Genomic DNA, 21,248 nt, shown 5'->3' with positions numbered 1-21,248 from the left:
AAGGGGCATTTTGCCCCTTTGTTTTTTATTTTAATAAAAATACAAGACTTTATATTCATATATTTTTTGATTGTATTATTTTACCTTTATATCGAAAGAAAAAGTATATTCATTGAAATCTTCATTATCATAAAATGGGAATTTTAAAGTAAAGTTTTTATCTTTGTCTATTTTTGGGAATGTTATAATTCCAGATGATTTAGCTTTACTGTTTAAATCATATTCTATTTCAGGATATCCTTCAACGTAAAAATCGTCTTGTGTTGATATTTGTTCTCCGCCTTGTATTAATTTTGCGTCATAAGAATAAAAAGAAATAGAGGAACTACCATTGTTTTTTAAAGTAGCATATACCCTTGTTTCATCATCTGCTAATTCTATTTTTTCAATAGTAAAAGAAGCATTACCTTTTTTACTTGTTTTATCTAACTCTATTGTTTTATTTGCAGGGGATACAACTTCTTCATACGATACAATTTCTACCTTATCAGCATCCATTTCTGGAAGCTCTACTGTTCCGCCTAAAAGGTTTGTTCCTGTAAAAGTACCATTAATTGTTCCTGTTGCTTTTATAAAATCATTTTCTTTTATTGAAAAATTTTCATCTTCAGAAGCATAGTAGTATATTAATGTATTTTTATCTAAATTTTTAACATCATACCATGCTTGAATACCATATACATTTCCATCTTGTTCAACAGAAAGAACTTGTCCTGTAAATGTAAAAGTTCTGCCTGTAAATGAAGAAGGGTCTGTATATAGTTCAGTAATTTCTTCATTTGTTATTGGAGTTGAGTCTGTATTACCACCTCCGCCACACATAGCGAGAAGTAAAAGAACCACAACAATTACTCCGACAATTATTGCTATCTTTTTTCCTTTGCTTTTTTTCTTCGGCGGTATACCTAACTTAGCCTGTTCTTGTGCAATTTCTTCTTTTAATCTTTTTTCTTCTTTTTTTGACATTTTCATAATCATTTCCCCTTTATTATATTATTGTATTAGAATATTTTGTGAAATAAAATGTTTTATATTATTTCCATTTTATAGTAAATATTATATCATAAAAATATATTAATTTTAATAAAAATTATAAGAATAAAAAAAGACGGTATTTCCGTCTTTTGAAATTTATTTACTCGAATTATTCATCTTCTAAAATCCTTTAATATAGCATGTCTGCGTTTTTTGGTTATTTTGTTTTTTTATTTTAAATTATTAAGTTGGTGCGAGTGACATTATATAAAACAATGTAAAATCCCTTTTAAATAAAGGGGTTTATACTTACTTCTTATTTAAAGACCATGTCTTAGAACACGTTTTTAAATTCTTTCCATATTCAAGTACATTTTCCATTCTTTCGTCTATTGAGCTGCTTGCTTTTGAAAGTCTATCAACAACAATATGCTTGTAATTTTCTGTTATTCTTGTGTTGGCATGTCCTACTATTTCAAGCATTGTTTCGTCTTCTATGTCCTCACTGTTTAAACTGATAAAAGTATGTCTTAGTTCATGAAGAGTCGTTCTCGATAACTTGTTATGTTTTGCATATCTTTTAAAGCTGTTGGATATTCCTTGTGGGCTTAAATGGTTGCCATTTAAATTAGGGAAGAGGTACTTAGAAATTACATGTCTTTCTTTAAGAAGCTGCTCTTCATCTTTTATTATTTTTAAAGCGATATTAGGCAGTATCTCATATCTATAAGCATTCTTTGTTTTTCCAACTGTAAGTTCGTTATATTCGTTTATAGACTTGTTAACTCTTAAGAAAGTATCATTATTTACATTAATGATTTTTTTATTAAAGTATGGAATAACAGGAGAGTTTAGAATGTCTTTATCCTTTTCCAGTGCGATTAGTTCACCTCTTCTTAATCCTGTTACAACATACATTCTATAAACATTAATATAAGGATCCTGTATTTCCTTTCCGTTGTATATTGTTTTATCGCTGTTAAATAATGTGTATAAATCATCCGGTTGAAGAGAATCTTTTTCTTTTCTCTTTGCTTTTGGATTGACTCTTAAATCTTCAGGAATAAGTCTTGTTATGTTTCTTTTCCTTGCAAATTTTAAAAGGTCCAGTAAAATTCCTTTTACCTCTTTTATGTATTTTGCCGATTTATCTTCTTTATACATTAAATCAAGAATATCCTGTAAATCATCTTCTCTAAGCTTCGCAAATTTCTTTTTACCAATATAGGGAAGAATCCATTTATTAAAATATGCACATATATTTTTGTATCTACTTGTTCCCACCAAGTCTTTTTTCTTTTCAAGATATAATTTGTGTAGATTTTCTACTGTTGTATTATCGTTGAAAGTTCTTTCTTTAAGCCATTTGTCTGCTTTTGCGTTGCAGATTCTCTGACCTTTTCTTCCCGGTGTAGAACAGGTAAACTCTTTTATCTTTCCGTCTCTTTGTACTTTAATCCTCCATTTTTTACTTTTTTCATTCCACTTTGCAGTGTTTGTTCTTGCGTCCATATTATACCTCCTAGCTTTGTGGGATAGCATAAGGGTATAAATGCTGTTAAGCATATTAAACACAACACAACGGTTTGTATTGTGTTTAAGGTGCTTTGGTGTTATACAATAGAGTTGATTGAATTTATGTATTTTTTCTTATCTAATCCATAAGCTGATTTAGCTGAAAATAATGATCCTCTATTATTTTCTATAAAGTCATTTATTTCTTCAATATATTTTTTTCTGTCATCTTTTCTTAATAAAACCCCAATAATAATAATTGCACTAGATATATCTCTTTTAAAATTCAAACTTCCATGGTTTTTAGGTACTGCTTTTAGATGTGTTTTATATAATCTATTATGGTGGGCACAAGAATTTCTTATAGATGAAATTGTGAAAAACCATGATTTTAAAGTATCATCGTTAATATTGTAATAATATTTTGATATTAATTGTGCATATTTACTTTTTAAATTATTATAAAATCTAGATATATCACCCAAACTAATTATTTCTGTTGCAACCCATAAGGGAAGAATGCCATTATACTTTTCATTATAATGTTTAATAAATAATTTATCTTTTGATTTCTCTTTATTAATATTTAAATTTTCTTTGAATTGTTCAAAATGTTCTTTGCTGAAATATAAATCATCACTATAATATAAATAAGTTTCTGTTTGAATGGCATTTGATAGTTCATAAGCTATATGGGTTTTAAATTCTATTTCAATAATAGAAATATATTTGAATAATATTATTCTTAAATTTTTATCTGCTTTATAAATTTTTTTTATTTCATTAAAAGTTATATTTTGCTCGAATGTATCATCACTATTTCTAAAAAGATAAGTATATCCGGTAAATCTATAATAATTAATATTTAATAAAAAATTTTTAGCGGATTCTTCATCTTCAATAATCATATTTCTATTTTTAAAATATCAATTTGTTCTCCTACTGTTGTTGCTTTTTTTATTTTCATTATTTCTCCTAAAAAAAATGAGCTTACCTCAGTAAGCTCATCCACACTGTCCAACTGGTTCGCATATTGAAAAACAACATAGGCACGTTGGTTCTTTCATTATTATTATATGTAACAAGCTTAAAGAATTCAATATTTTTTAAAGATCTTTAGAAAAAATTCACTTACTGGAACTATTTTTATACTTAATTAAATATTTTTTAATAATTAGTATTTTCTACATATTTAAAGATAAAAGTTTTTATTGCGGTTGTACTATAAAAAATACATATGCTTTTTCTCCATTATCATCTGCAGGGATAAGATCTTGAGATATAGTTAGATTACTTTTATCAATATTATATTCTTTTGTATTTGTTGAAAATAATGTATTAAATATTTCTTCCGTTTCACTTTGAGAGCATATTAGTCTTATTAAGGAATATACATAAACAGAATAATTATTTGTAAAATCATCTTCATCTAATTTTCCTGTTAAAGTTATTGATATTATTTTATTATTTTCTAATTCATAAACTAAATCAATATTTGTATCTTTAATATCATATGTATAAGATATCATTCCATTTTTTAATTTGTTTACATCTTTTTCATCACTTATTTTATAACTGAAATTTTCATCAATTAAATAAGCATAATAATTTATTCCTTTATTTATTTCTTCAATTTCAAAATCAATATATCCATCTTTAGCATTTAATCCTTTATCATAAAGTTCTGTACTTTCAAAGGCTGTTTTATTTGTATCAATAATTAAATCATCTCCACAACCTGTAAAGAAGCAAATTATTAAAATAATAATCAATAAAATTGATAAAACTTTTTTCATATTTTCTCCTTTTAATAATATTTTACTAAAATATTATATATTTCATTCCCTCTTTTACTTTATACGAATTGATTGTCTGTACTGCTCTGCCTGTGCAATTTCCGTAAATTCAACGGTTTTATCATAATTTTCTTTTACTACTTTTTCTATTTCTTCTAGTTTTGTTTTATAAAATTCTTTTCTGTTGTTTAATTTGTTTATTCTATCATTAAAGAAATGTTCATGTAGCTTGCTTTCAAGTTTTGGTGCATCTTCTGAGAATATTAGAGCATGAACATCAAAGGAAAATGGAACGGATGCGTCCCCAAGTTCTTTTATTCTGTCCATTGGTTCGAGTCTTCTTGTCATTCCTATTTTATATACATCTTCTCCAAAAGCACCTATATTTGAAATTATATAAACATATCCTGCTTTGGCGTTCTTTTCTCTATAATCTATTACTTTTTCTTCACTGTCAATATCTTTTAGCTGTTGTTCAAGTTCTTTTATTTTTTCTAAAAGTCCTGTTCTTTCATCTTCGTTTAGAGCTAAATCAAGTTGTTTTTGTGCTTCTTTTATTGCATTGTTAAAATGTTTTTTCTCTTTTAATATTTTCTCTCTTGCTTCTCTTATTTCTTTTTCAAGTTTTTGTTGTTCTCTTAAAGCTTCTCTTCTTTCTCTTTCTTCTTCTTTTTCTTGTTGTTTTTTTACTTGATATTCATAGGCAAGAGTTAATTCATCGAATTTTAATTTTAAATATGCAGGTGTAAGTTTGATTTGCACAGAAGCATTCATTTTATTTAGCTGTTCATATGATTTCTCAATTCTTTGTTTGATTTTATCAATATTATTAAACTTAGCTTTTTCAATTAATGTATCACATTCGTTGTTGAAGGTACGAAGTATTTGTTTTATATTGCTGTTTGTCATTTTTCTGCCTTCAGCTTTGCTTCCGTTAACCGTCCAGCCGTCATAATATTCAACTGCCGTTTTGTTTCTTACCATTTCTTTTTGTTTGTTTCTTATCTTATTAAGTTCTTCTTTGTATTCTATTGATAAAGCAAAGTCATATGTAGGTTCATATAAACCGAAATTTTGAAGTAAAATTGTGTCATCCAATGTAAAAACTTCTTTTTCTTTTATTATTATTTCTTGATTTAAAGATGTTAATTTTTTCTCACAAATACTTATTTCTTCTTTTAATGTTAAAAGAGTTTCATTTTCTTTATCAATTTGAATTAAAGATTTTAATTTATCTTCTTTTTCTGTTATTTCTTGTTTTATTTTGGAAAGGGTTATGTTTTCTTTTTCAATTTCATTTGTTAAATATTCAAGATTATTGTATTCTGGAAGAAGGGCATTTTTTAATTGTTTTATTTCGCATGCTTGACATACCCCATATTCATTTAAAACAACATTTCTGCTGCCACATAAATTACATTTATTGAATATTGAAGTTTTTTCCTTTTTTTGTTTTTGTAATGCTTTATATTCTTCTTTTGATTTTTTAATCTCTTCTTTTAATTGTTTTTCTCTTTGCTTTGTTAATTTGAAATTATCAAACATAATATTATATCCTTTCTTGATATTTATATAAGGTTATTTTACAAATTTCCATGAAATTGAACAACTCGTCCTTTGATTTCAACGGGTAGACTTTCGATTTCTTCATTGCTGTAAAATATAGGTTCATAAGCAGGGTTAAATGGTATAAGAGTAATACCGCTTTCGCTTTTTTTGATTTTCTTTATAGTGTATTCATCGCCGTTTACACATACAATGGCAATTTGTCCGCTTTCAACATCTGCCTGCTCTTTTACCACTACAATATCTCTCTCTTGTAATCTTGGCTGCATACTGTCTCCCTTTACTTCAAGAGCGAAGAAGTTACCTGTTTTGGCAAGATTTTCGTTTATTTGTATCTTTCCTATAACATCTTCCACCGCTTCAACGGGAACTCCTGCAATTACTTTACCAAGAATTGGTATATAAGGGTGGGGGCTTTGTGTAATAGTTGTTCTTTCTTCTCCTGTCATTAAATATTCTATGCTTACTCCAAAGTAATCTGCTATTCTTTGTAACTTATCCTGTTTAGGATTACTTTTACCCTTTTTCCACTCAGAAAATACAGACGGAGCAATTTTTGTATTTCTTGCAACTTCAGCATCTTTTACTCCTTTTTTATCTCTGAGCTGACAATAAATTTTATACATTGTATTTCTCCTAAAATATAAAATTAGAAAATTCTAATAAAATATATTGACAATTAGGAAAATCTAATATATAATCTTACTGTAAGTTAGAAAATCCTAATAATCACATTTAATCTTTTATATATTATATAGAATTTTCTAACTAATTGCAATATAAATTTGATTAAAAATATAGAAAGGAGGTATTAATTGATGGACATGTATGAAAAATTTGAAAAATTATTAGAAAAACAAAATATTTCGGCTTATAGAGTAGCAAAAGAAACAGGACTGTATCCAACATTATTTTCAGAATGGAAACATGGTAAAAGTAAACCTAAAATTGACAAAATAAAAAAAGTCGCAGATTATTTCGGCGTGGATATTAATTATTTTTTAGAGGAGTAGAAAAAGATGGATTGGTTTTTTGTGGCTATAACATTGTTTTGTATTATAGCAATAATAATAAACGCAACCGTATTACAAAAATATGAGGGTGCATTAAATCCTATTTTATGCGCAGTTATTGTATTTATTATGTGGGGAATATGGGCATTATTTTATATCTATCAATTTAGATAGTTCAGTTGATAATTCTTCTAATAATGGTTTAGCTTCTTCATATTTATCATTGAGAATAAGTTGGTTTAATTTAACTATTTGTGATTGTAGATTTTTGTCTGGAATGTACATAAGAACACGGTCTTTATACAGCTTAAATTCATCATGATAATATTTATTAATTCTTAATGCTGCATTTTTAATGTATTTATCAATTACTTCTATTCGTTTAGGTTGAAATAATTCAATTTTTTTGATTTTTAATTGATATCTTGAATTAATTAATGGACCAGATATTGTTGATGTAACAGAAATAATTAAAGCTATACCTGAAATAATTTCGCTTATGTTTAATGTCATAGTAGTTTCACCACCTTTCTAAAGTATTTACATTTTAGAACATACGTTCTATATATATTATAAAAAACTCATTAAACAAAGTCAATTAAAAAAAGATTAAAAAGGAGAAAAGTAATGTCAATAGGAAAGAAAATAAGAGAACTTCGAGAAAAAAACGGTATTTCAACCTTAACTTTGGCAAAGGAAATAGGTGTAAGTCAAAGGGCGATAGAGTACTGGGAGAGGGAAAAGAGGGTGCCTAGAATAGAAAGCATTAAAGCTATTGCCGACTATTTCAATATAAGTTTAGATTCATTTTTCTAAACTTAACGATTAAATTCCTTAAAGGCTAAAGCCCCGATCACAAAAGAACTGCGTCCTACTGCTTTTGTATCCTCCAAATTTACATATATATATTTGCGGTCGGGATTTTAGTCTTTAAGAGAAAGGAGAAGAAAATGTCAATGAGAAAAACCAAGTTCCCTGAGCTTAAGTACTGGCTTAGACGATGTGATATTACAATGTCTGGTGATTTGCCGGAAATGATTGGCAAGACTAAAAGCTATGTTATAAAGCGAATGAGGGGAGAGTATGAGTGGTCAAGAGATGATATGTTTAAACTTCTTGATGTTATAGGAATGTCATACTCGGCAATGCCTTATATATTTTCACAAGAAGAAAAACAAGGAGATTACACTGACGGTTTACATGAGTATCTTATTAAATTAAAAAAATAAATATTGTGGGATAGCATAAGGACCATGAACCATAGTGTACTTAAAATTTAGGAGGAAAAATGGAAGATATAATTTGCATTAAAAAGGATTTTAAAAGTAGAGATATGGCAATGGAAATTTCAAAGGAGATAAGCTTTTTTGATATGGTTTTTTCATTAAAACTTATTATTGATAATCTTAAAGGAATGCTTAATATTTCCGATGAAGAGGTAAAAAAGATTGTTAACGGAATAGTTGATGTATCTATACAAATGGAAGAAAAAAAGGGGTAAAGATATGAAAAAGATAAATAAAAATCCCGTGCTTGCTGGGAAACAAAGACACGAGATTAAACATATGTTACTATTACAAATTTTATCATTTATAAAACTTAATTTCAAGTACATATTTTTTACTGCCTTATTTTCTATTATTTCAATGTGTATTGCAGAAATTATTGGCAGATATATTGCCTATATTGTATGGGGGTAAAAGATGAAAAAAGATGTTTATGATGAATATTTGGTACTTGTAAACGGGCTTTACAAAGGACAGGTAAGTTACATATTTGAAGAGATGATAAACGCACTTAAAAATAATAATAAGGTTATGCTTTTCACTCTAGATATGGAAAGGCTTATGGATCATGTACTTGAGTTAAATAATAATATACAGGCTTTGGAGCTTGAAAAGAAACAATTTATTTATAACTTAAAGAAAAAGTATCCATACATAAATTTATAGATTAATAAGTTTTAAGCACGAAGAGGGGACGTGTTTATATAAATAAAAATTTAAGGAGGTTTCTCCTTGTGGACTTATTCCCCTCAAATTAAAAGAATATTATAAGGTGGTATTGCTGTTCAAATAAGGGTTGCAATGCTGTCTTTTAAAAAGGAGTACATCATGAAAAATGGCGTTAACTATTTTCCTCTTGATGTATACCTGGACGATAATTTTAAACTCTTGGAGGCAGAATTTGGCTTAAAAGGCTTTGGTGTAATAATAAAACTTTATCAAAAGATTTATGCTGAAGGTTATTTCTGTCACTGGAACTCGGAGGTTATGCTGTTGTTTTCTCACGATATAGGAGTTGGTTGCGGTGTTGTTTCCGAGATAATCAATAAAGCTCTTAAAAGGGGTATTTTTAACAAAGAATTATACGACAAATATTCTATCTTAACTTCAAAGGGAATACAAAAAAGATATTTTACCATAGTTAAGAGAAGAAAGGTCGTTGAAGTTAAAAAAGAATACCTTCTTATTAATGGTATACAAAATTATCAAAATGCAGGCGAAGAAGAGGAATTTGCATACATAAATGATAAAAATGTATGCAAAGAAGAACAAAGTAAAGTAAAGGAAAGTAAAGTAAATAAAAGTAAAGAAAATATATATAAGCAGCGTAAGTTTGTTAAACCTACTATTGCCGAAGTAGAGGAGTATTGCCAAAAGAGAAAAAATAATATAAACCCTCTACAGTTCTATAACTTTTATGAAAGTAAAAACTGGTATGTAGGTAAGAATAAAATGACAGACTGGAAAGCAAGTATAAAATCATGGGAACAAAACGAAAAAGTCAAGAAAATTAATAGCACAAAAGAAACAATTAAAGCTGATATTGATTATGAATATTACGATGAAAAAGACATTATAAAAATGATGCAGTAATAAAGAAAGGTATAAGTATGATTGATTTTTTAATATACAAAACAAAATATCATCGATTAAAAAACAAACATGATGAGTTAAAGGAAGAGAACAAAGAACTAAAGCAAATTATTAAAGGTTTAAAGGCAGAAGTAAAGAGACTTGAAGAGTTCACCTTTGATGAATACATAGAAAACAACGAAGTTAAAGAGGAGTTAAAGATTATGAAAGGAGATTACTAATGCAAATTAAATGCGAAAACTGTAAGCACAAGAAAAATACAGATAAGATAAATTACATATATTGCTATAAAAACAAGAGTACAAAATATAAAAATGATTACTGTAAGAGTTTTAAAGGTATTTTATTAAATAACGACGAAACAACTGTGAGGATAAGTTTGGAGAAATAAAATGGGACGTTGGAGTGAAATAGAGATAGATTTTTTTAAGAATAATTACGGTATACTTTCCGCAACCGAAATTGGAAGGAGAATTAATAAAAGAGAAAGCACCGTAAGAGCTATGGCATCAAGACTTAAAATATCAAAGCAGAATGAAGAAAATCTTTTAAAAGGCTGTAGTGGTTGTATCTTTTTAGGCAGATTTGGCAACGGAACTAATTATTGTAATTATTTATGCATAATGGGTAAGCGTAGAGGATGTAATATTAAAGGCTGCAAAAAGAAGCTTACTAAAAAAGAAGTAGATGAAGTGTTTTTAAAAAAAGTTAAAGAAGCAAAGGAAAGGGCTGAAGATTAAAAGTTAAAGATAAGTTTGTTTAATATGAATTATGAAAATGAAAGGAGGTAAGGAGGAATGTGAAGAAAGTAATTTTTATTATATTGATGTTTCTAATATCAGTATTTTTAATAGTAGCTACTTTTTACATAAAAGGAATGATTTTACTTTTTTATCTATTTTTAATCGGAGGTATGGGTTGAACACAAAAGACATCGAAAGGGTACTTTACTTATATCCTTTAAGGAAAAAACAAATAGAAACCGACAAATTAAAATTAAAAGAATTAAGGCTTACGGGAGATATTTTTTCCGTAAGTTTTGATGATGTGAAAGTAAATACCTCTAATATAAATAACATCACCGAAAACAAGGTAATAAGTTATCTTGAAAAAAGAGAAAGAATAGAAAAAAGGATAAGGCTTAATGAGATATTTTGTGAAAGGGTGGAAAAAGGTTTAGAGCTGCTTGACGATACTGGAAGAAAGATTATTGAAGGGAAGTATTTTTTTAGGTGTAGGGATTATGAGGTTTATATGGAGCTGGGAATTAGTAAAAGTAATTATTATGTGATGCGTAAGAAAGTATTATCTTTAATTTGTTATATTTTTTTATAAAATAATTTTTTTTATTGCATATACTATTATAATAATTATTAAAAGGAGAATTGTTATGTATTATACCATTGCTGAATGTATAAAAGATTTGATGCTTAGTAAAGATATTGAATATATATGGAAAGGGACACCTTTTATATTTGAGGAATGTGCAAGCAAGCTAAATTTAAAAAGATCACATCCTTTAAATAATATCGATTCAATATTAAATTCATTAGATAAATCTGATATTTTTGAAAAAACGTATATTAAAGGAAATTGTTGTGGTAGAGAAGTATGGTATAGATGTTTCAAAATAAAAGATTATTATTTGAACAAATAATTAAAATATGGTAAAATAATTAATTATTATAATATTAAAAGAAAAGGAAAAAAAATGGATATTAGGGCAATAGATTTATTTTGTGGAGCAGGTGGTCTTACCTGTGGATTAAAGGAATCTGGTATTAATGTTGTTGCAGGAATTGATTTTAATGAATATTGTAAGTTCCCATTTGAATTTAATAATAAGGCTAAATTTATTCATTCTAAAATTGAAGATATAAATGCAGAAGAGTTAATGCCATTTTATAAAAATGCTGATATTAAAGTTTTAGTTGGATGTGCTCCATGTCAACCTTTTTCAAAACATACAACAAAAATTAGAAATAAAAAAAATAAAAAGGATGAGAAATGGTATTTAATTAATCATTTTAAAAGACTTATTAATGAACTAAAGCCAGATATTATTTCAATGGAGAATGTCCCTCTTTTATCACAACAACAAATTTTTAAATCTTTTATTAATAATTTAAAAAAAGAAGGTTTTTTTATTTCGTGGGATAAAGTGTATTGTCCTGATTATGGTATTCCACAAAGTAGAACTAGATTAGTCTTACTAGCATCAAAAATTGGTAAAATTGAATTAATGCCAAAAACGAGAGATAAAGATAATTATATTACGGTAAGAGAAATTATAGGAGATTTAGAGCCTTTAGAAGCCGGCGCAATTTCTAGAAAAGATCCTTTACATAGAGCTAGAAACTTTTCCAAAAAAAATTTAGAAAGAATAAAACAATCTAAACCTGGAGGTACATGGAAAGATTGGGATGAAGATTTAATTTGTGAATGTCATAAAAAAGATAGTGGAAAGAGTTATTCTTCTGTTTATGCTAGAATGGAATGGGATAAACCTTCTCCAACAATTACAACTCAGTTTACGTCATATGGAACAGGACGTTTTGGTCATCCTGAACAAAATAGAGCACTATCATTTAGAGAAGGAGCCTTGTTACAGACATTTCCTAAAAAATATAAATTTTTTAAAGATGAAATTCCATTAGATGAAGTAGGGAAAATGATAGGTAATGCAGTCCCTGTTACGTTAGGTAAAGTTATAGGTGAATCAATAATATCGCATTTGGAGGTATATTATGATAAAAAATAATATTGAAGATAAATACACAATGTCATTAAGCTTAAATGTACTGAATCATTTAGGAATTAATTTGTATAGTAATATACCTTCGGTTATTTCTGAAATTGTAGCAAATGCATGGGATGCTGATGCAAGTGAAGTTCATATTCATATAACAGATAATAATGATATTATTATTCAAGACAATGGGAGTGGAATGGACATAGATGATATAAACAATAAATTTTTAAATGTTGGTTATCAGAGAAGAGAACATAATGAAGCTATAACAGCAAAGTATAGTAGACCTGTTATGGGAAGAAAAGGTATAGGTAAACTTTCTATGTTTTCCATTGCAAATGATATAGATATTTATACATCAAAAAACGGTAGTATTAATGGTTTTAATATGAATTTAGAAAAAATAAAAGATGCGATAAAGTATGATGGTGATAATGTTTGTTATCATCCTGATAGTATTATCTATGAAGGTGATAATTTTATAGGTACAAAAATTATTTTAAAAGATTTAAAAAAACGTATATCATCTATTACTCCCCAATTTTTAATAAAACGTATAGCAAGACGTTTTAGTGTCTTAGGTAATAAATATAAATTTAAAGTTTACGTAAATGATCAAGAAGTACAAATTAAAGATCGTGATTATTTTCATAAGGTAGAATATGTTTGGTATATTGGATGTAAAGAAGATGATAATGAATATAAGCCTTATTTTGAAAATGTAAAAAAAGAAAAGTATTTAAGTGGAGAAGTTGAAAAAAATAAAAATTATTATGTATCTGGATGGATAGGAACTGTAAAAGAAGCAGGTGCATTAAAAGATGGTGATGAAAATTTAAATAAAATTATTTTAATTGTTAGAGGAAAATTAGGTCAAGAAAATATTTTAGATATATATAATGAAGGTGGATTATATTCTAAATATTTAATAGGGGAAATACATGCTGATTTTTTTGAAGATGATAATTGTGAAGATATGGCAACAAGTAGTAGACAAGAATATAATGTGGAAGATGAACGATTTGAATTTTTAAAGAACTTTATAAAAAACGTTTTAAAAGAAATACAAAAAGAATGGACTTCATTAAGAAATGAAATGGGGGTTGAAGAGGCTATAAGTATTTATCCTTCAATTAAAAAATGGATGGATGAACTTAAAGGGGATGATAAAAAATATGCAAAAAGTATTTTAGGTAATGTTAATCAAATTATAGTTGATGAAGATAAAAAGAAGGAGATATTAAAATATAGCATATTAGCATTTGAAAAATTAAAATATAATAATAACTTAAGTAAAATTGATGATTTGAATTTAGAGAGTTTAGATAATTTAATGGTTATTTTAAATGATATAGATGATATAGAAGCAACATTATATTATCAAATAATAAATGAAAGAATAAATGTTATAAAAAAATTTCAAGAAATTACTGAAGTTGATGTTTTAGAAAATGTTATCCAACAATATTTATTTGAGCATTTATGGTTATTGGATCCAGCATGGGAAAGAGCTAGTTCTACAGAATATATGGAAAAAAGAGTAAAAAATGCTTTATCTATAGAAAATATAAATGGTTTAACTGATGAAGAAATAAAAGGAAGATTAGATATAGGGTATAAAACATCGGCAGGGAAGCATATCATAATTGAATTGAAAAGATATAGTAGAAGAGTTTCAAGGAACGATATATATAGCCAAATTACTAAATATCATGATGCAATAAGAAAGCTTTTATCAAATACAGGACAAGAAAATGTACCTTTTGAAATTGTTGTTGTTTTAGGTAAACTTGTTGAAGATTTAAGTCAAACTGAATTAGAGAAATTTTATAATTCTATAGCATCATATAATACTAGGGTAGTTTATTATGATAATTTAATTGAAAATGCTAATAAAGCGTATAAAGATTATATTGAGGCAAATAAGAAAGTAGCTCCTTTAATTGATATGTTTGATGAAATAAGTAAAGAGTAAAATAAAATTATTTATTTTGTTTATTAAACAATTCTTGGACAATATAAGGACTTCATTATAATAAAAACGTTATATAATAATATAAACAAAAGAAGGCAAAGATAAATTCTTTGTCTTTTTTATTTACGGAGAATATCGGGAAACGACATCACGGTTAAGGTTTTGGGGTTTTGAGTGATGAAAAAGAATGGAGATATAGTATGAAAGTTATTGAATTAAATGATGATGATATATTAATTTTAAAAGCTACAGATGTAATGAGCTATGAAGCCATTAGTGGCTTTAATAATAAATTTAAAGAATGCAATTTAAAAATCATTTTAATTCCTAACCATATTGAAATAATTGGGATTAAGCATACATAATGAGGATAAATAAAAAAAGAATAATTAAATTGAATAAATATATTGACATACTGTACAGTATGTAGTATAATATAAACATAGAAAGGAGGTAGTTATGGATGAAAAAATAAAAGAGCTAATCAAGATAGTGGTGCTACTTGAAAAGCTCTTGGTAAAATTAATATCACTGGTCGGGTGGATATTGATTTTATTAAAACTTATAGGTTAGGGCTTAGCCCTTTCCTATAAGAAATTATATCAAACCATAACGATAAAAGCAAATGAAAAAAGATGTATTAAGATTAATCGGTCATGTAATTGTCTTAGTTGGGTTGTTGGCATTTCTATATTTTGTAATTAAATTGTTATTTAATGGAGGTATTTAATAACATGGATAGAGAAAAAGAATCAAAAAGAAAAACCTTCACCAGTACGGAAGTAAAGAATAGATATAATAAGAAAACTTATGAAAGATATTCCATTACTTTGAGAAAAGATAATATTACAGATAAAGAAATAATTGACAAAATAGAAAAGCTTAAAAGTGAAGGACTTAGTGCAAGTGAAGCAATAAAAAAATTAATAATTAAAGGATAGGCTTAGGTCTGTCCTTTTTTAGTTAAAAGGAGAAAATAAGACTATATGAACCATAAAAATAGAAAGGAGCGAAAAAAATGAAATGTCAAAAGAAAATAACTTAATACCTTTAAATGAAAGAACAAAGGAAGAACAAAGAGAAATTGCAAGAAAAGGCGGTATTGCATCGGGAAAGGCTAGAAGAAAAAAGAAGCTTTTAAGACAGATATTAGATGAAATCGGAGAAAGCAGGTTAAATACCAATGAAGCAAAAGACATTGCAAAGGCTCTTTCAATAAATAAAAGAGATGTTACCTATGATGTTGCCATAATGTTTAAGGCCGTAAGTGAAGCACTTGGTGGAAATATTAAGGCAATGGAATTTATAAGAGATACAAGAGGACAAAATAATAAAAACGACAACGGAGTAAATATAGATATAACAATTCCCGTATTTAAAGGAGAGGATGACCTTGAATAAAAGGGATGTTTATCTTCCCGATATTATCGGCAAAGGGTACGGTGAGTTCTTTAGATTTAAGGGAAGATACCTTGTGGTAAAAGGTTCGAGGGCAAGTAAGAAATCAAAGACAAGTGCCATAAAGATAATATACAACATGATGAAGTATAAGGGAGCAAATACCCTTGTTGTAAGAAAGACATACAGAACCTTGAAAGATTCATGCTTTATGGAGCTTAAATGGGCTGTAAAAAGGCTTGGAGTTGAGTATCTATGGGAGGAAAAATTATCTCCCCTTGAGATGACTTATAAACCAACGGGTCAGAAGATTTATTTTAGGGGGCTTGATGATCCACTGAAAGTTACTTCCATAACCGTAGAAAAAGGTGCTTTGTGTTTTGGTTGGCTTGAAGAAGCATATGAAGTAACAAAGGAAGAGGATTTTAACATACTGGATGAATCTATAAGAGGAAAACTGCCAAAGGGACTATTTAAACAATGGATAATAACCTTTAACCCCTGGAATGAGCACCACTGGTTAAAAAAGAGGTTTTTTGATATTAAAGATGATGATGATATTTTACCTCTTACAACTACTTATAAATGTAATGAATGGCTGGACAGTAGCGATATAAAACTCTTTGAAGACATGAAAAAGAACAACCCAAGAAGATACCAAGTGGCAGGGCTTGGAAACTGGGGGATTATTGACGGACTAATTTATGAAAACTTTGAAGAAAAAGCTTTTGAACTTAAAGACATAATAAACTTTGATACCATAAGCGGACTGGATTTTGGTTATACAAACGACCCCACCGCTTTTTTTATTGGCTTTATTGATAAAAAGGACAAGAGAATATTCATATGGGATGAATTATATAAAAAAGGGCTTTCAAACAAGATGATATATGAAAGGATAAGAGATATGGGGTATAAAAAAGAAAAGATAACAGCTGACAGTGCAGAGCCTAAAAGCATTGACGAGCTTAGAAACTACGGTCTTAAAGTAAGAGCTTCTTTAAAAGGAAAAGACAGCATAATGCACGGCATACAGTTTTTACAAAATTACAAAATAATAATTCATCCAAGATGTGTAAACTTTCTAATGGAAATATCAAACTACACCTGGGATAAGGATAAGTTTGGAAATAAAATAAACAGACCCGTTGATGATTTCAATCATTTAATGGATGCTCTTCGCTATGCGGTGGAAAAATATCATAAAAAGGTAACATATAAAGAAATAAAAGGAGGGATTTAATGAGTAAGATTCAAAATTATGTTAAGTTCATGGAGCCTAAAGGAACGGCTGTAACAATAGATTTAATCAGTGAATATATAAATAAACATCAAGAACTTGCTAAAAGCAGATATGAAATATTAAAAAATGCATACCTAAACGATTATAAAATATATAATATGAAAAAAAAGGAGCCCTGGAAGCCTGATAACAGAATATCCGTAAACTTTGCAAAATATATTACAGATACAATGAACGGCTTTTTTATGGGTATTCCGGTAAAGACTATATCTAGTGATGAAAAGGTTAATGAATACATCAAAACCCTTGAAAGTTACAATAATCAAGAGGACCAAAACAGCGAACTGAGTAAAATATGCGATATATACGGACACGGTTATGAAATATATTATATTGATGACTTTGGTAAAATGGCAATATCATTCTTCTCTCCCTTAGAGGGATTTATGATATACGATGATGATATAAACTCTTCAGCCATATGCTTTGTAAGGTACTATAAAGACAGCGATGAGAACATAGTCGGAGATGTTTATACTAATGATCATAAAATAAGCTTTACCAGTGAAGGCGGATACAGATTTTTAGATGAAGGCAGTATTCACGGTTTTTCTACAATTCCGGTAAACGAGTTTTTGGAAAACGAAGAAAGACAGGGGATATTTGAAAATGTTCTTCCTATGATTGATGCGTATAATAAAGCATTATCGGAAAAGGCAAACGATGTTGATTACTTCGCAGATGCATATATAAAAGTTTTGGGGGCTGAACTTGATGAAAAGGGTATAAAACATATAAGAAGTAACAGAGTAATAAACTTTGAAGGTGACAGTTCTGATTTAACAGTGGAATTTATGCAAAAACCAAGCGGAGACACTACACAGGAAAATCTCATTAATAGGTTAGAAAGATTAATTTATCAAATATCAATGGTGGCAAACATAAGCGACGAGAATTTTGGAACAAGCTCCGGGATTGCTCTTAAATATAAACTTCTTGCTATGAGTAACCTTGCAAAGACAAAAGAGAGAAAGTTTATTGCGGGAATGAACAGAAGATATAATATTATATTTTCAAACGTAAGTGTTACGGGACTTCCAAAAGATGCAGAACTTACTCTTTCTTATGAATTTCATTTTAATTATCCCGCAAACCTTGAAAGCGAGGCAACAATAGCAGGGCAGCTTAGCGGAATAACATCAAAAGAAACACAGTTAAAAGTATTAAGCATTGTGGATAATGTGGATGATGAAATAAAGAAAATGGAAGAAGAAAACGACAGTATTTCTTATAATACCGATTATCCCACAAACAGAACCTTAGAGGAAACAGATGAATTACTGGCAGAATAGATATGAAAATCTAAAAAAGAATATGGAAAAGGACGAAGACAAACTTAAAAAGAAGTTGTCTTTTTTTTATGACAAAGAAAGGGTAAGTTTGGAAAAGGAAATAGCATCCTTTTATCAAAGATACGGAGAAAATAACATAATAGAATACAGAAACCTTCTTCAAAGTTTATCGGCGGAAGAAAAGGATATGCTAATAAAAAGGGCTGATGATTTTATAGAGAAATATCCAAAGTATAAAAATATTCTGCCCGTTAGAGAAAACATATATAAACTAAACAGGCTGGAGGGTTTACAGTATTCCATTCTTTTAAAACAGTATGAAATAGGCGTAGTTGAACAAGAAGAAATAGAAAATCATTTAAGAAAGTATGCACTAAATGGTGCAAACATAACATACGAAACCTTGGGATTTGGAAAGAACTTTCTTTCAATAAACAGCAACGTAATAAGTAAAATTCTTGATAATTCATATGCGGGAGAAGAAAACTTTTCAGATAGGATTTGGAATAATAAAAAGAAACTTGCCGATTATTTAAATAAAGACTTCGCCCTAGCTGTAGCAAGAGGCGACAACTATAATAAATGCGTTAAGGCCTTAAAGGAAAGATTTTCAAAGGTAACGAGAAATGATTGTTACAGACTGATATTTACGGAAGGTACATATGTTTTAAACGAAAGCACCATAACACCCTTTGAGGAAGATTTTGAAAGCTATGAGATTTCTACGGTGGGAGATGGTAAGGTCTGTGTTATTTGCAGGGGGATACAGGGAAAGGTATTTGACATAACAGAAAGAAGTCCGGGGATAAATTTCCCGCCTTTTCATCCTTGGTGCAGATGTAGTTTTGAAGTAGTTGTTGATGATTGGGATAAGTGGCTTGATGATTATGAAAGTAAGCATAGTAAGAGCGGGGATATAATTAAAAACAGGCTTGATAACTATGATAATATTTCAAATAGAGATTATAAAGAAGTTTCTTTTGATGAGTTTAAAAATATGCATCATTCTATAAGTAAAGAAGAACGTAAAATTTTGTACGGACGTAGTCATTTTTCAGGTTATATTAATTCAAGTAATGCCAAAGATATAAATGATATAATCAGAAAGGGTAAGACTTTAGGATACGATTTTCAAAAAATTTCAGATACTTTATCTTCAGTTATACGAAAAAATAAAATAAATAGTGATATAATTGTTTATAGACATATAAAAGAAGATGGGTTCGAAAGCATAACAGGGATTAAATTCCCTAAAATGTCTTTGCTTAAAAATAAGAAAGAAACATGGGAAGAACTTCAACAGGTGGTTTCAGATGTTGAGATTGGTAGAATTTACCAAGAAAAGGCTTTTATGAGTACTTCAGCTGTTAAAGATAAAAATGTAATGCAGAAAAAAAGAATCCATATGAAAATAAAAGTTCCAAAGGAACGATATGGATATATTACAACAAATAAAAAAGAATCTGAAATAATTTTTGATAGACCTCAAATAAAAATTGAAAATGTAATATTAAATGATGATTGGTCAATTACAATAAAAGGAGTTATGATTGGATGAAAAAAGAGAGAAAAAAAGAATTAGATAATCTTTGGAATAAAACAAGAATATGGCTTCTTATGGAAGACTGTTCTCTCGAAAAAGAAAAAGAATTGTTTTCCGGTATAGAAGAATATAAAGGAACAGGCTTAGAAATACCTGTGAATGCAGAAAGCTATGAAATGGAAAAAGTCGCTGAGATTTTAGGTAAAGCACTAAATTCAAAAGATGAATGCTATGAGTATTTAGAGAGTTTTAACGAAAAATTTATGGATGCTATTTATAAGACGGCATTTGATAGTAGTATATTTAAATATGTTATAGATATTAAAAAAGGAAAAAGAAATGAAAATAGATAAACTTATATTTAAAATATTGCAATATCTTTATGAAGTATCTGATTTGTCAATGCCTTCTATGGAACCGATAAGTCCCAAGGCTTTAAAAGTTCCTTTAGAACAATGGAATAATGCGGTTGCAATGCTTTATAAAGAAAGTTACATTGATGGAGTAATAGTAAAAAAATCAAAGACCGGAATTTATATATTAAACGAAGATGATATGAGAATTACGTTAAGAGGAATAGATTATTATAAAAACAATACAACATTTAAAAAATTTTTAGAAGCTGCAAAAGGTATTTCGGAAATTCTGCCAAAATAAATAAAAAGGAGCAAAATGAAAGAAGATTTAAATATTATTATTTTAACAACCAATTGGTGCCCCCACTGCAGGAAAATGGAAAGGGTGCTTGATAATTTAGGGGTAAAATACAAAAACTATGACATATATAAAAACAGTGAAATAACAAATAAATATCCTTTGTTAAAACTGCCGACTACCTACTTTTTAAAAGGAAAAGAGGTAGTTTTTTTAATTAAAGGAACAAAGGAAGAAGAGGAGGTAAAAAGTCTTATTGATAAGTATTTTATTTGATGATGAAAGTTTAGAGATAAAAGCAAAGGGACACGCTGGTTATTCCATTAAAGGATATGATATTGTGTGTGCGGGAGTATCCAGTTTAATAGAAAATTATAAGCTTTATGAAAAGAACAAAGATGTATATGATTTTTTGAAGTTTTCTTTATGTAACTTAGAAGAGAGTTATCCAAATAATGTGGAAATTATTAGGTAGCTCTTTTTTATTGTCCAAGCATTTAAGACATAAAAAGGTATGGAAAGTCCAAGCATTTATGACTAAAAAAGATATGGGGTCCAAGCATTTAAGACTTTAAAAAGAATATGGA

Annotated in this window: 30 protein-coding genes; 23 read left to right on the top strand and 7 right to left on the bottom strand. The window is 28.2% G+C overall.

Going from position 1 to position 21,248, the window contains the following annotated elements; genetic code table 11:
* Positions 1-75 precede the first annotated feature (75 nt).
* The 6 genes from M6G78_RS08390 to M6G78_RS08365 form a co-directional block, all read right to left on the bottom strand.
* Positions 76-972 carry a DUF4352 domain-containing protein gene (locus tag M6G78_RS08390; protein WP_138268366.1) on the bottom strand — a complete coding sequence of 299 codons (897 nt, stop codon included), beginning with the start codon at positions 970-972 and terminating at the stop codon, positions 76-78.
* Between the two features lie 312 nt (positions 973-1,284).
* Positions 1,285-2,487: a tyrosine-type recombinase/integrase gene (locus tag M6G78_RS08385; RefSeq protein WP_253230144.1), complete on the bottom strand. Its 1,203-nt coding sequence runs from the start codon at positions 2,485-2,487 to the stop codon at positions 1,285-1,287.
* 101 nt (positions 2,488-2,588) lie between these two features.
* Positions 2,589-3,398: an Abi family protein gene (locus tag M6G78_RS08380; protein ID WP_253230143.1), complete on the bottom strand. Its 810-nt coding sequence runs from the start codon at positions 3,396-3,398 to the stop codon at positions 2,589-2,591.
* Between the two features lie 300 nt (positions 3,399-3,698).
* Complete coding sequence (locus M6G78_RS08375; RefSeq protein WP_253230142.1) at positions 3,699-4,286, bottom strand: hypothetical protein; 588 nt, start codon at positions 4,284-4,286, stop codon at positions 3,699-3,701.
* 54 nt (positions 4,287-4,340) lie between these two features.
* Complete coding sequence (locus M6G78_RS08370) at positions 4,341-5,831, bottom strand: DUF4041 domain-containing protein (RefSeq protein ID WP_253230141.1); 1,491 nt, start codon at positions 5,829-5,831, stop codon at positions 4,341-4,343.
* Positions 5,832-5,869: 38 nt separating this feature from the next.
* Entirely contained in the window at positions 5,870-6,478 is a 609-nt protein-coding gene (locus tag M6G78_RS08365; RefSeq protein WP_138268361.1) for a LexA family transcriptional regulator, read from the bottom strand.
* A gap of 192 nt (positions 6,479-6,670) precedes the next feature.
* Here M6G78_RS08365 and M6G78_RS08360 point away from each other — a divergent pair, with 192 nt between their 5' ends.
* Positions 6,671-6,865 (top strand): helix-turn-helix domain-containing protein, encoded by a 195-nt coding sequence (locus tag M6G78_RS08360; protein WP_243112209.1) that lies wholly within the window; start codon positions 6,671-6,673, stop codon positions 6,863-6,865.
* Positions 6,866-7,012: 147 nt separating this feature from the next.
* On the opposite strand, the gene M6G78_RS08355 is transcribed toward M6G78_RS08360, so the two are convergent.
* Positions 7,013-7,378 carry a hypothetical protein gene (locus tag M6G78_RS08355; RefSeq protein WP_138268360.1) on the bottom strand — a complete coding sequence of 122 codons (366 nt, stop codon included), beginning with the start codon at positions 7,376-7,378 and terminating at the stop codon, positions 7,013-7,015.
* 114 nt (positions 7,379-7,492) lie between these two features.
* Here M6G78_RS08355 and M6G78_RS08350 point away from each other — a divergent pair, with 114 nt between their 5' ends.
* The 22 genes from M6G78_RS08350 (at position 7,493) to M6G78_RS08245 (ending at position 21,136) form a co-directional block, all read left to right on the top strand.
* On the top strand, positions 7,493-7,681 hold the full coding sequence (locus M6G78_RS08350; RefSeq protein WP_138268359.1) for a helix-turn-helix transcriptional regulator: 189 nt from the start codon (positions 7,493-7,495) through the stop codon (positions 7,679-7,681).
* A gap of 134 nt (positions 7,682-7,815) precedes the next feature.
* Positions 7,816-8,094, top strand: coding sequence for a helix-turn-helix transcriptional regulator (locus M6G78_RS08345; RefSeq protein ID WP_138268358.1), 279 nt, complete (start codon positions 7,816-7,818; stop codon positions 8,092-8,094).
* 59 nt (positions 8,095-8,153) lie between these two features.
* Positions 8,154-8,366 carry a hypothetical protein gene (locus M6G78_RS08340; RefSeq protein ID WP_138268357.1) on the top strand — a complete coding sequence of 71 codons (213 nt, stop codon included), beginning with the start codon at positions 8,154-8,156 and terminating at the stop codon, positions 8,364-8,366.
* A 202-nt stretch (positions 8,367-8,568) separates the two neighbouring features.
* Positions 8,569-8,817, top strand: coding sequence for a hypothetical protein (locus tag M6G78_RS08335; RefSeq protein WP_138268356.1), 249 nt, complete (start codon positions 8,569-8,571; stop codon positions 8,815-8,817).
* A 162-nt stretch (positions 8,818-8,979) separates the two neighbouring features.
* Positions 8,980-9,744 carry a DUF4373 domain-containing protein gene (locus M6G78_RS08330; RefSeq protein WP_171020565.1) on the top strand — a complete coding sequence of 255 codons (765 nt, stop codon included), beginning with the start codon at positions 8,980-8,982 and terminating at the stop codon, positions 9,742-9,744.
* A gap of 17 nt (positions 9,745-9,761) precedes the next feature.
* Positions 9,762-9,965 (top strand): hypothetical protein, encoded by a 204-nt coding sequence (locus M6G78_RS08325; protein WP_138268354.1) that lies wholly within the window; start codon positions 9,762-9,764, stop codon positions 9,963-9,965.
* Positions 9,965-10,135, top strand: coding sequence for a hypothetical protein (locus M6G78_RS08320; protein WP_195323102.1), 171 nt, complete (start codon positions 9,965-9,967; stop codon positions 10,133-10,135). The genes M6G78_RS08325 and M6G78_RS08320 overlap by 1 nt, the downstream gene beginning before the upstream one ends.
* 1 nt (position 10,136) lies before the next feature.
* On the top strand, positions 10,137-10,484 hold the full coding sequence (locus tag M6G78_RS08315) for a hypothetical protein (protein WP_138268353.1): 348 nt from the start codon (positions 10,137-10,139) through the stop codon (positions 10,482-10,484).
* 178 nt (positions 10,485-10,662) lie between these two features.
* A complete protein-coding gene (locus M6G78_RS08310; protein WP_138268352.1) occupies positions 10,663-11,079 on the top strand; it encodes a hypothetical protein in 417 nt (138 codons plus the stop codon).
* A gap of 55 nt (positions 11,080-11,134) precedes the next feature.
* Positions 11,135-11,401 (top strand): hypothetical protein, encoded by a 267-nt coding sequence (locus M6G78_RS08305; RefSeq protein ID WP_138268351.1) that lies wholly within the window; start codon positions 11,135-11,137, stop codon positions 11,399-11,401.
* A 54-nt stretch (positions 11,402-11,455) separates the two neighbouring features.
* A complete protein-coding gene (locus M6G78_RS08300) occupies positions 11,456-12,505 on the top strand; it encodes a DNA cytosine methyltransferase (protein WP_138268350.1) in 1,050 nt (349 codons plus the stop codon).
* Positions 12,492-14,471, top strand: coding sequence for an ATP-binding protein (locus M6G78_RS08295; RefSeq protein WP_253230140.1), 1,980 nt, complete (start codon positions 12,492-12,494; stop codon positions 14,469-14,471). Before M6G78_RS08300 ends, M6G78_RS08295 begins: the two co-directional genes overlap by 14 nt.
* Positions 14,472-14,671: 200 nt before the next feature.
* On the top strand, positions 14,672-14,836 hold the full coding sequence (locus M6G78_RS08290) for a hypothetical protein (protein WP_171020564.1): 165 nt from the start codon (positions 14,672-14,674) through the stop codon (positions 14,834-14,836).
* Positions 14,837-15,205: 369 nt separating this feature from the next.
* Positions 15,206-15,412, top strand: a complete 207-nt coding sequence (locus tag M6G78_RS08285) for a hypothetical protein (protein WP_138268348.1) — start codon at positions 15,206-15,208, stop codon at positions 15,410-15,412.
* An 82-nt stretch (positions 15,413-15,494) separates the two neighbouring features.
* Positions 15,495-15,872, top strand: a complete 378-nt coding sequence (locus M6G78_RS08280) for a KGG domain-containing protein (protein WP_253230139.1) — start codon at positions 15,495-15,497, stop codon at positions 15,870-15,872.
* A complete protein-coding gene (locus M6G78_RS08275) occupies positions 15,859-17,112 on the top strand; it encodes a PBSX family phage terminase large subunit (RefSeq protein ID WP_138268346.1) in 1,254 nt (417 codons plus the stop codon). The genes M6G78_RS08280 and M6G78_RS08275 overlap by 14 nt, the downstream gene beginning before the upstream one ends.
* Entirely contained in the window at positions 17,112-18,464 is a 1,353-nt protein-coding gene (locus tag M6G78_RS08270; protein WP_253230138.1) for a phage portal protein, read from the top strand. Before M6G78_RS08275 ends, M6G78_RS08270 begins: the two co-directional genes overlap by 1 nt.
* The gene (locus M6G78_RS08265) at positions 18,445-20,022 is read left to right on the top strand and encodes a minor capsid protein (RefSeq protein ID WP_253230137.1); all 1,578 of its coding nucleotides are present in this window, start codon (positions 18,445-18,447) and stop codon (positions 20,020-20,022) included. Before M6G78_RS08270 ends, M6G78_RS08265 begins: the two co-directional genes overlap by 20 nt.
* Complete coding sequence (locus M6G78_RS08260) at positions 20,019-20,360, top strand: hypothetical protein (RefSeq protein ID WP_253230136.1); 342 nt, start codon at positions 20,019-20,021, stop codon at positions 20,358-20,360. The genes M6G78_RS08265 and M6G78_RS08260 overlap by 4 nt, the downstream gene beginning before the upstream one ends.
* The gene (locus tag M6G78_RS08255) at positions 20,347-20,664 is read left to right on the top strand and encodes a YjcQ family protein (RefSeq protein ID WP_253230135.1); all 318 of its coding nucleotides are present in this window, start codon (positions 20,347-20,349) and stop codon (positions 20,662-20,664) included. The genes M6G78_RS08260 and M6G78_RS08255 overlap by 14 nt, the downstream gene beginning before the upstream one ends.
* Before the next feature lie 15 nt (positions 20,665-20,679).
* Positions 20,680-20,937: a co-chaperone YbbN gene (locus M6G78_RS08250; protein ID WP_253230134.1), complete on the top strand. Its 258-nt coding sequence runs from the start codon at positions 20,680-20,682 to the stop codon at positions 20,935-20,937.
* Positions 20,918-21,136, top strand: a complete 219-nt coding sequence (locus tag M6G78_RS08245) for a ribosomal-processing cysteine protease Prp (RefSeq protein WP_253230133.1) — start codon at positions 20,918-20,920, stop codon at positions 21,134-21,136. Before M6G78_RS08250 ends, M6G78_RS08245 begins: the two co-directional genes overlap by 20 nt.
* Positions 21,137-21,248: the final 112 nt, after the last annotated feature.

Origin of the sequence: Anaerofustis sp. NSJ-163, from assembly GCF_024135845.1 — a bacterium.
Lineage (GTDB): Bacteria > Bacillota > Clostridia > Eubacteriales > Anaerofustaceae > Anaerofustis > Anaerofustis butyriciformans.
This window is presented reverse-complemented; position numbering and strand designations above follow the sequence as displayed.

What these genes read in the sequence shown, in the direction of transcription:
- M6G78_RS08390 (WP_138268366.1), bottom strand. Translation starts at nt 972, where the DNA reads ATGAAAATGTCAAAAAAAGAAGAAAAAAGATTAAAAGAAGAAATTGCA.
- M6G78_RS08385 (WP_253230144.1), bottom strand. Translation starts at nt 2,487, where the DNA reads ATGGACGCAAGAACAAACACTGCAAAGTGGAATGAAAAAAGTAAAAAA.
- M6G78_RS08380 (WP_253230143.1), bottom strand. Translation starts at nt 3,398, where the DNA reads ATGATTATTGAAGATGAAGAATCCGCTAAAAATTTTTTATTAAATATT.
- M6G78_RS08375 (WP_253230142.1), bottom strand. Translation starts at nt 4,286, where the DNA reads ATGAAAAAAGTTTTATCAATTTTATTGATTATTATTTTAATAATTTGC.
- M6G78_RS08370 (WP_253230141.1), bottom strand. Translation starts at nt 5,831, where the DNA reads ATGTTTGATAATTTCAAATTAACAAAGCAAAGAGAAAAACAATTAAAA.
- M6G78_RS08365 (WP_138268361.1), bottom strand. Translation starts at nt 6,478, where the DNA reads ATGTATAAAATTTATTGTCAGCTCAGAGATAAAAAAGGAGTAAAAGAT.
- M6G78_RS08360 (WP_243112209.1), top strand. Translation starts at nt 6,671, where the DNA reads ATGGACATGTATGAAAAATTTGAAAAATTATTAGAAAAACAAAATATT.
- M6G78_RS08355 (WP_138268360.1), bottom strand. Translation starts at nt 7,378, where the DNA reads ATGACATTAAACATAAGCGAAATTATTTCAGGTATAGCTTTAATTATT.
- M6G78_RS08350 (WP_138268359.1), top strand. Translation starts at nt 7,493, where the DNA reads ATGTCAATAGGAAAGAAAATAAGAGAACTTCGAGAAAAAAACGGTATT.
- M6G78_RS08345 (WP_138268358.1), top strand. Translation starts at nt 7,816, where the DNA reads ATGTCAATGAGAAAAACCAAGTTCCCTGAGCTTAAGTACTGGCTTAGA.
- M6G78_RS08340 (WP_138268357.1), top strand. Translation starts at nt 8,154, where the DNA reads ATGGAAGATATAATTTGCATTAAAAAGGATTTTAAAAGTAGAGATATG.
- M6G78_RS08335 (WP_138268356.1), top strand. Translation starts at nt 8,569, where the DNA reads ATGAAAAAAGATGTTTATGATGAATATTTGGTACTTGTAAACGGGCTT.
- M6G78_RS08330 (WP_171020565.1), top strand. Translation starts at nt 8,980, where the DNA reads ATGAAAAATGGCGTTAACTATTTTCCTCTTGATGTATACCTGGACGAT.
- M6G78_RS08325 (WP_138268354.1), top strand. Translation starts at nt 9,762, where the DNA reads ATGATTGATTTTTTAATATACAAAACAAAATATCATCGATTAAAAAAC.
- M6G78_RS08320 (WP_195323102.1), top strand. Translation starts at nt 9,965, where the DNA reads ATGCAAATTAAATGCGAAAACTGTAAGCACAAGAAAAATACAGATAAG.
- M6G78_RS08315 (WP_138268353.1), top strand. Translation starts at nt 10,137, where the DNA reads ATGGGACGTTGGAGTGAAATAGAGATAGATTTTTTTAAGAATAATTAC.
- M6G78_RS08305 (WP_138268351.1), top strand. Translation starts at nt 11,135, where the DNA reads ATGTATTATACCATTGCTGAATGTATAAAAGATTTGATGCTTAGTAAA.
- M6G78_RS08300 (WP_138268350.1), top strand. Translation starts at nt 11,456, where the DNA reads ATGGATATTAGGGCAATAGATTTATTTTGTGGAGCAGGTGGTCTTACC.
- M6G78_RS08295 (WP_253230140.1), top strand. Translation starts at nt 12,492, where the DNA reads ATGATAAAAAATAATATTGAAGATAAATACACAATGTCATTAAGCTTA.
- M6G78_RS08290 (WP_171020564.1), top strand. Translation starts at nt 14,672, where the DNA reads ATGAAAGTTATTGAATTAAATGATGATGATATATTAATTTTAAAAGCT.
- M6G78_RS08285 (WP_138268348.1), top strand. Translation starts at nt 15,206, where the DNA reads ATGGATAGAGAAAAAGAATCAAAAAGAAAAACCTTCACCAGTACGGAA.
- M6G78_RS08280 (WP_253230139.1), top strand. Translation starts at nt 15,495, where the DNA reads ATGTCAAAAGAAAATAACTTAATACCTTTAAATGAAAGAACAAAGGAA.
- M6G78_RS08275 (WP_138268346.1), top strand. Translation starts at nt 15,859, where the DNA reads ATGACCTTGAATAAAAGGGATGTTTATCTTCCCGATATTATCGGCAAA.
- M6G78_RS08270 (WP_253230138.1), top strand. Translation starts at nt 17,112, where the DNA reads ATGAGTAAGATTCAAAATTATGTTAAGTTCATGGAGCCTAAAGGAACG.
- M6G78_RS08265 (WP_253230137.1), top strand. Translation starts at nt 18,445, where the DNA reads ATGAATTACTGGCAGAATAGATATGAAAATCTAAAAAAGAATATGGAA.
- M6G78_RS08260 (WP_253230136.1), top strand. Translation starts at nt 20,019, where the DNA reads ATGAAAAAAGAGAGAAAAAAAGAATTAGATAATCTTTGGAATAAAACA.
- M6G78_RS08255 (WP_253230135.1), top strand. Translation starts at nt 20,347, where the DNA reads ATGAAAATAGATAAACTTATATTTAAAATATTGCAATATCTTTATGAA.
- M6G78_RS08250 (WP_253230134.1), top strand. Translation starts at nt 20,680, where the DNA reads ATGAAAGAAGATTTAAATATTATTATTTTAACAACCAATTGGTGCCCC.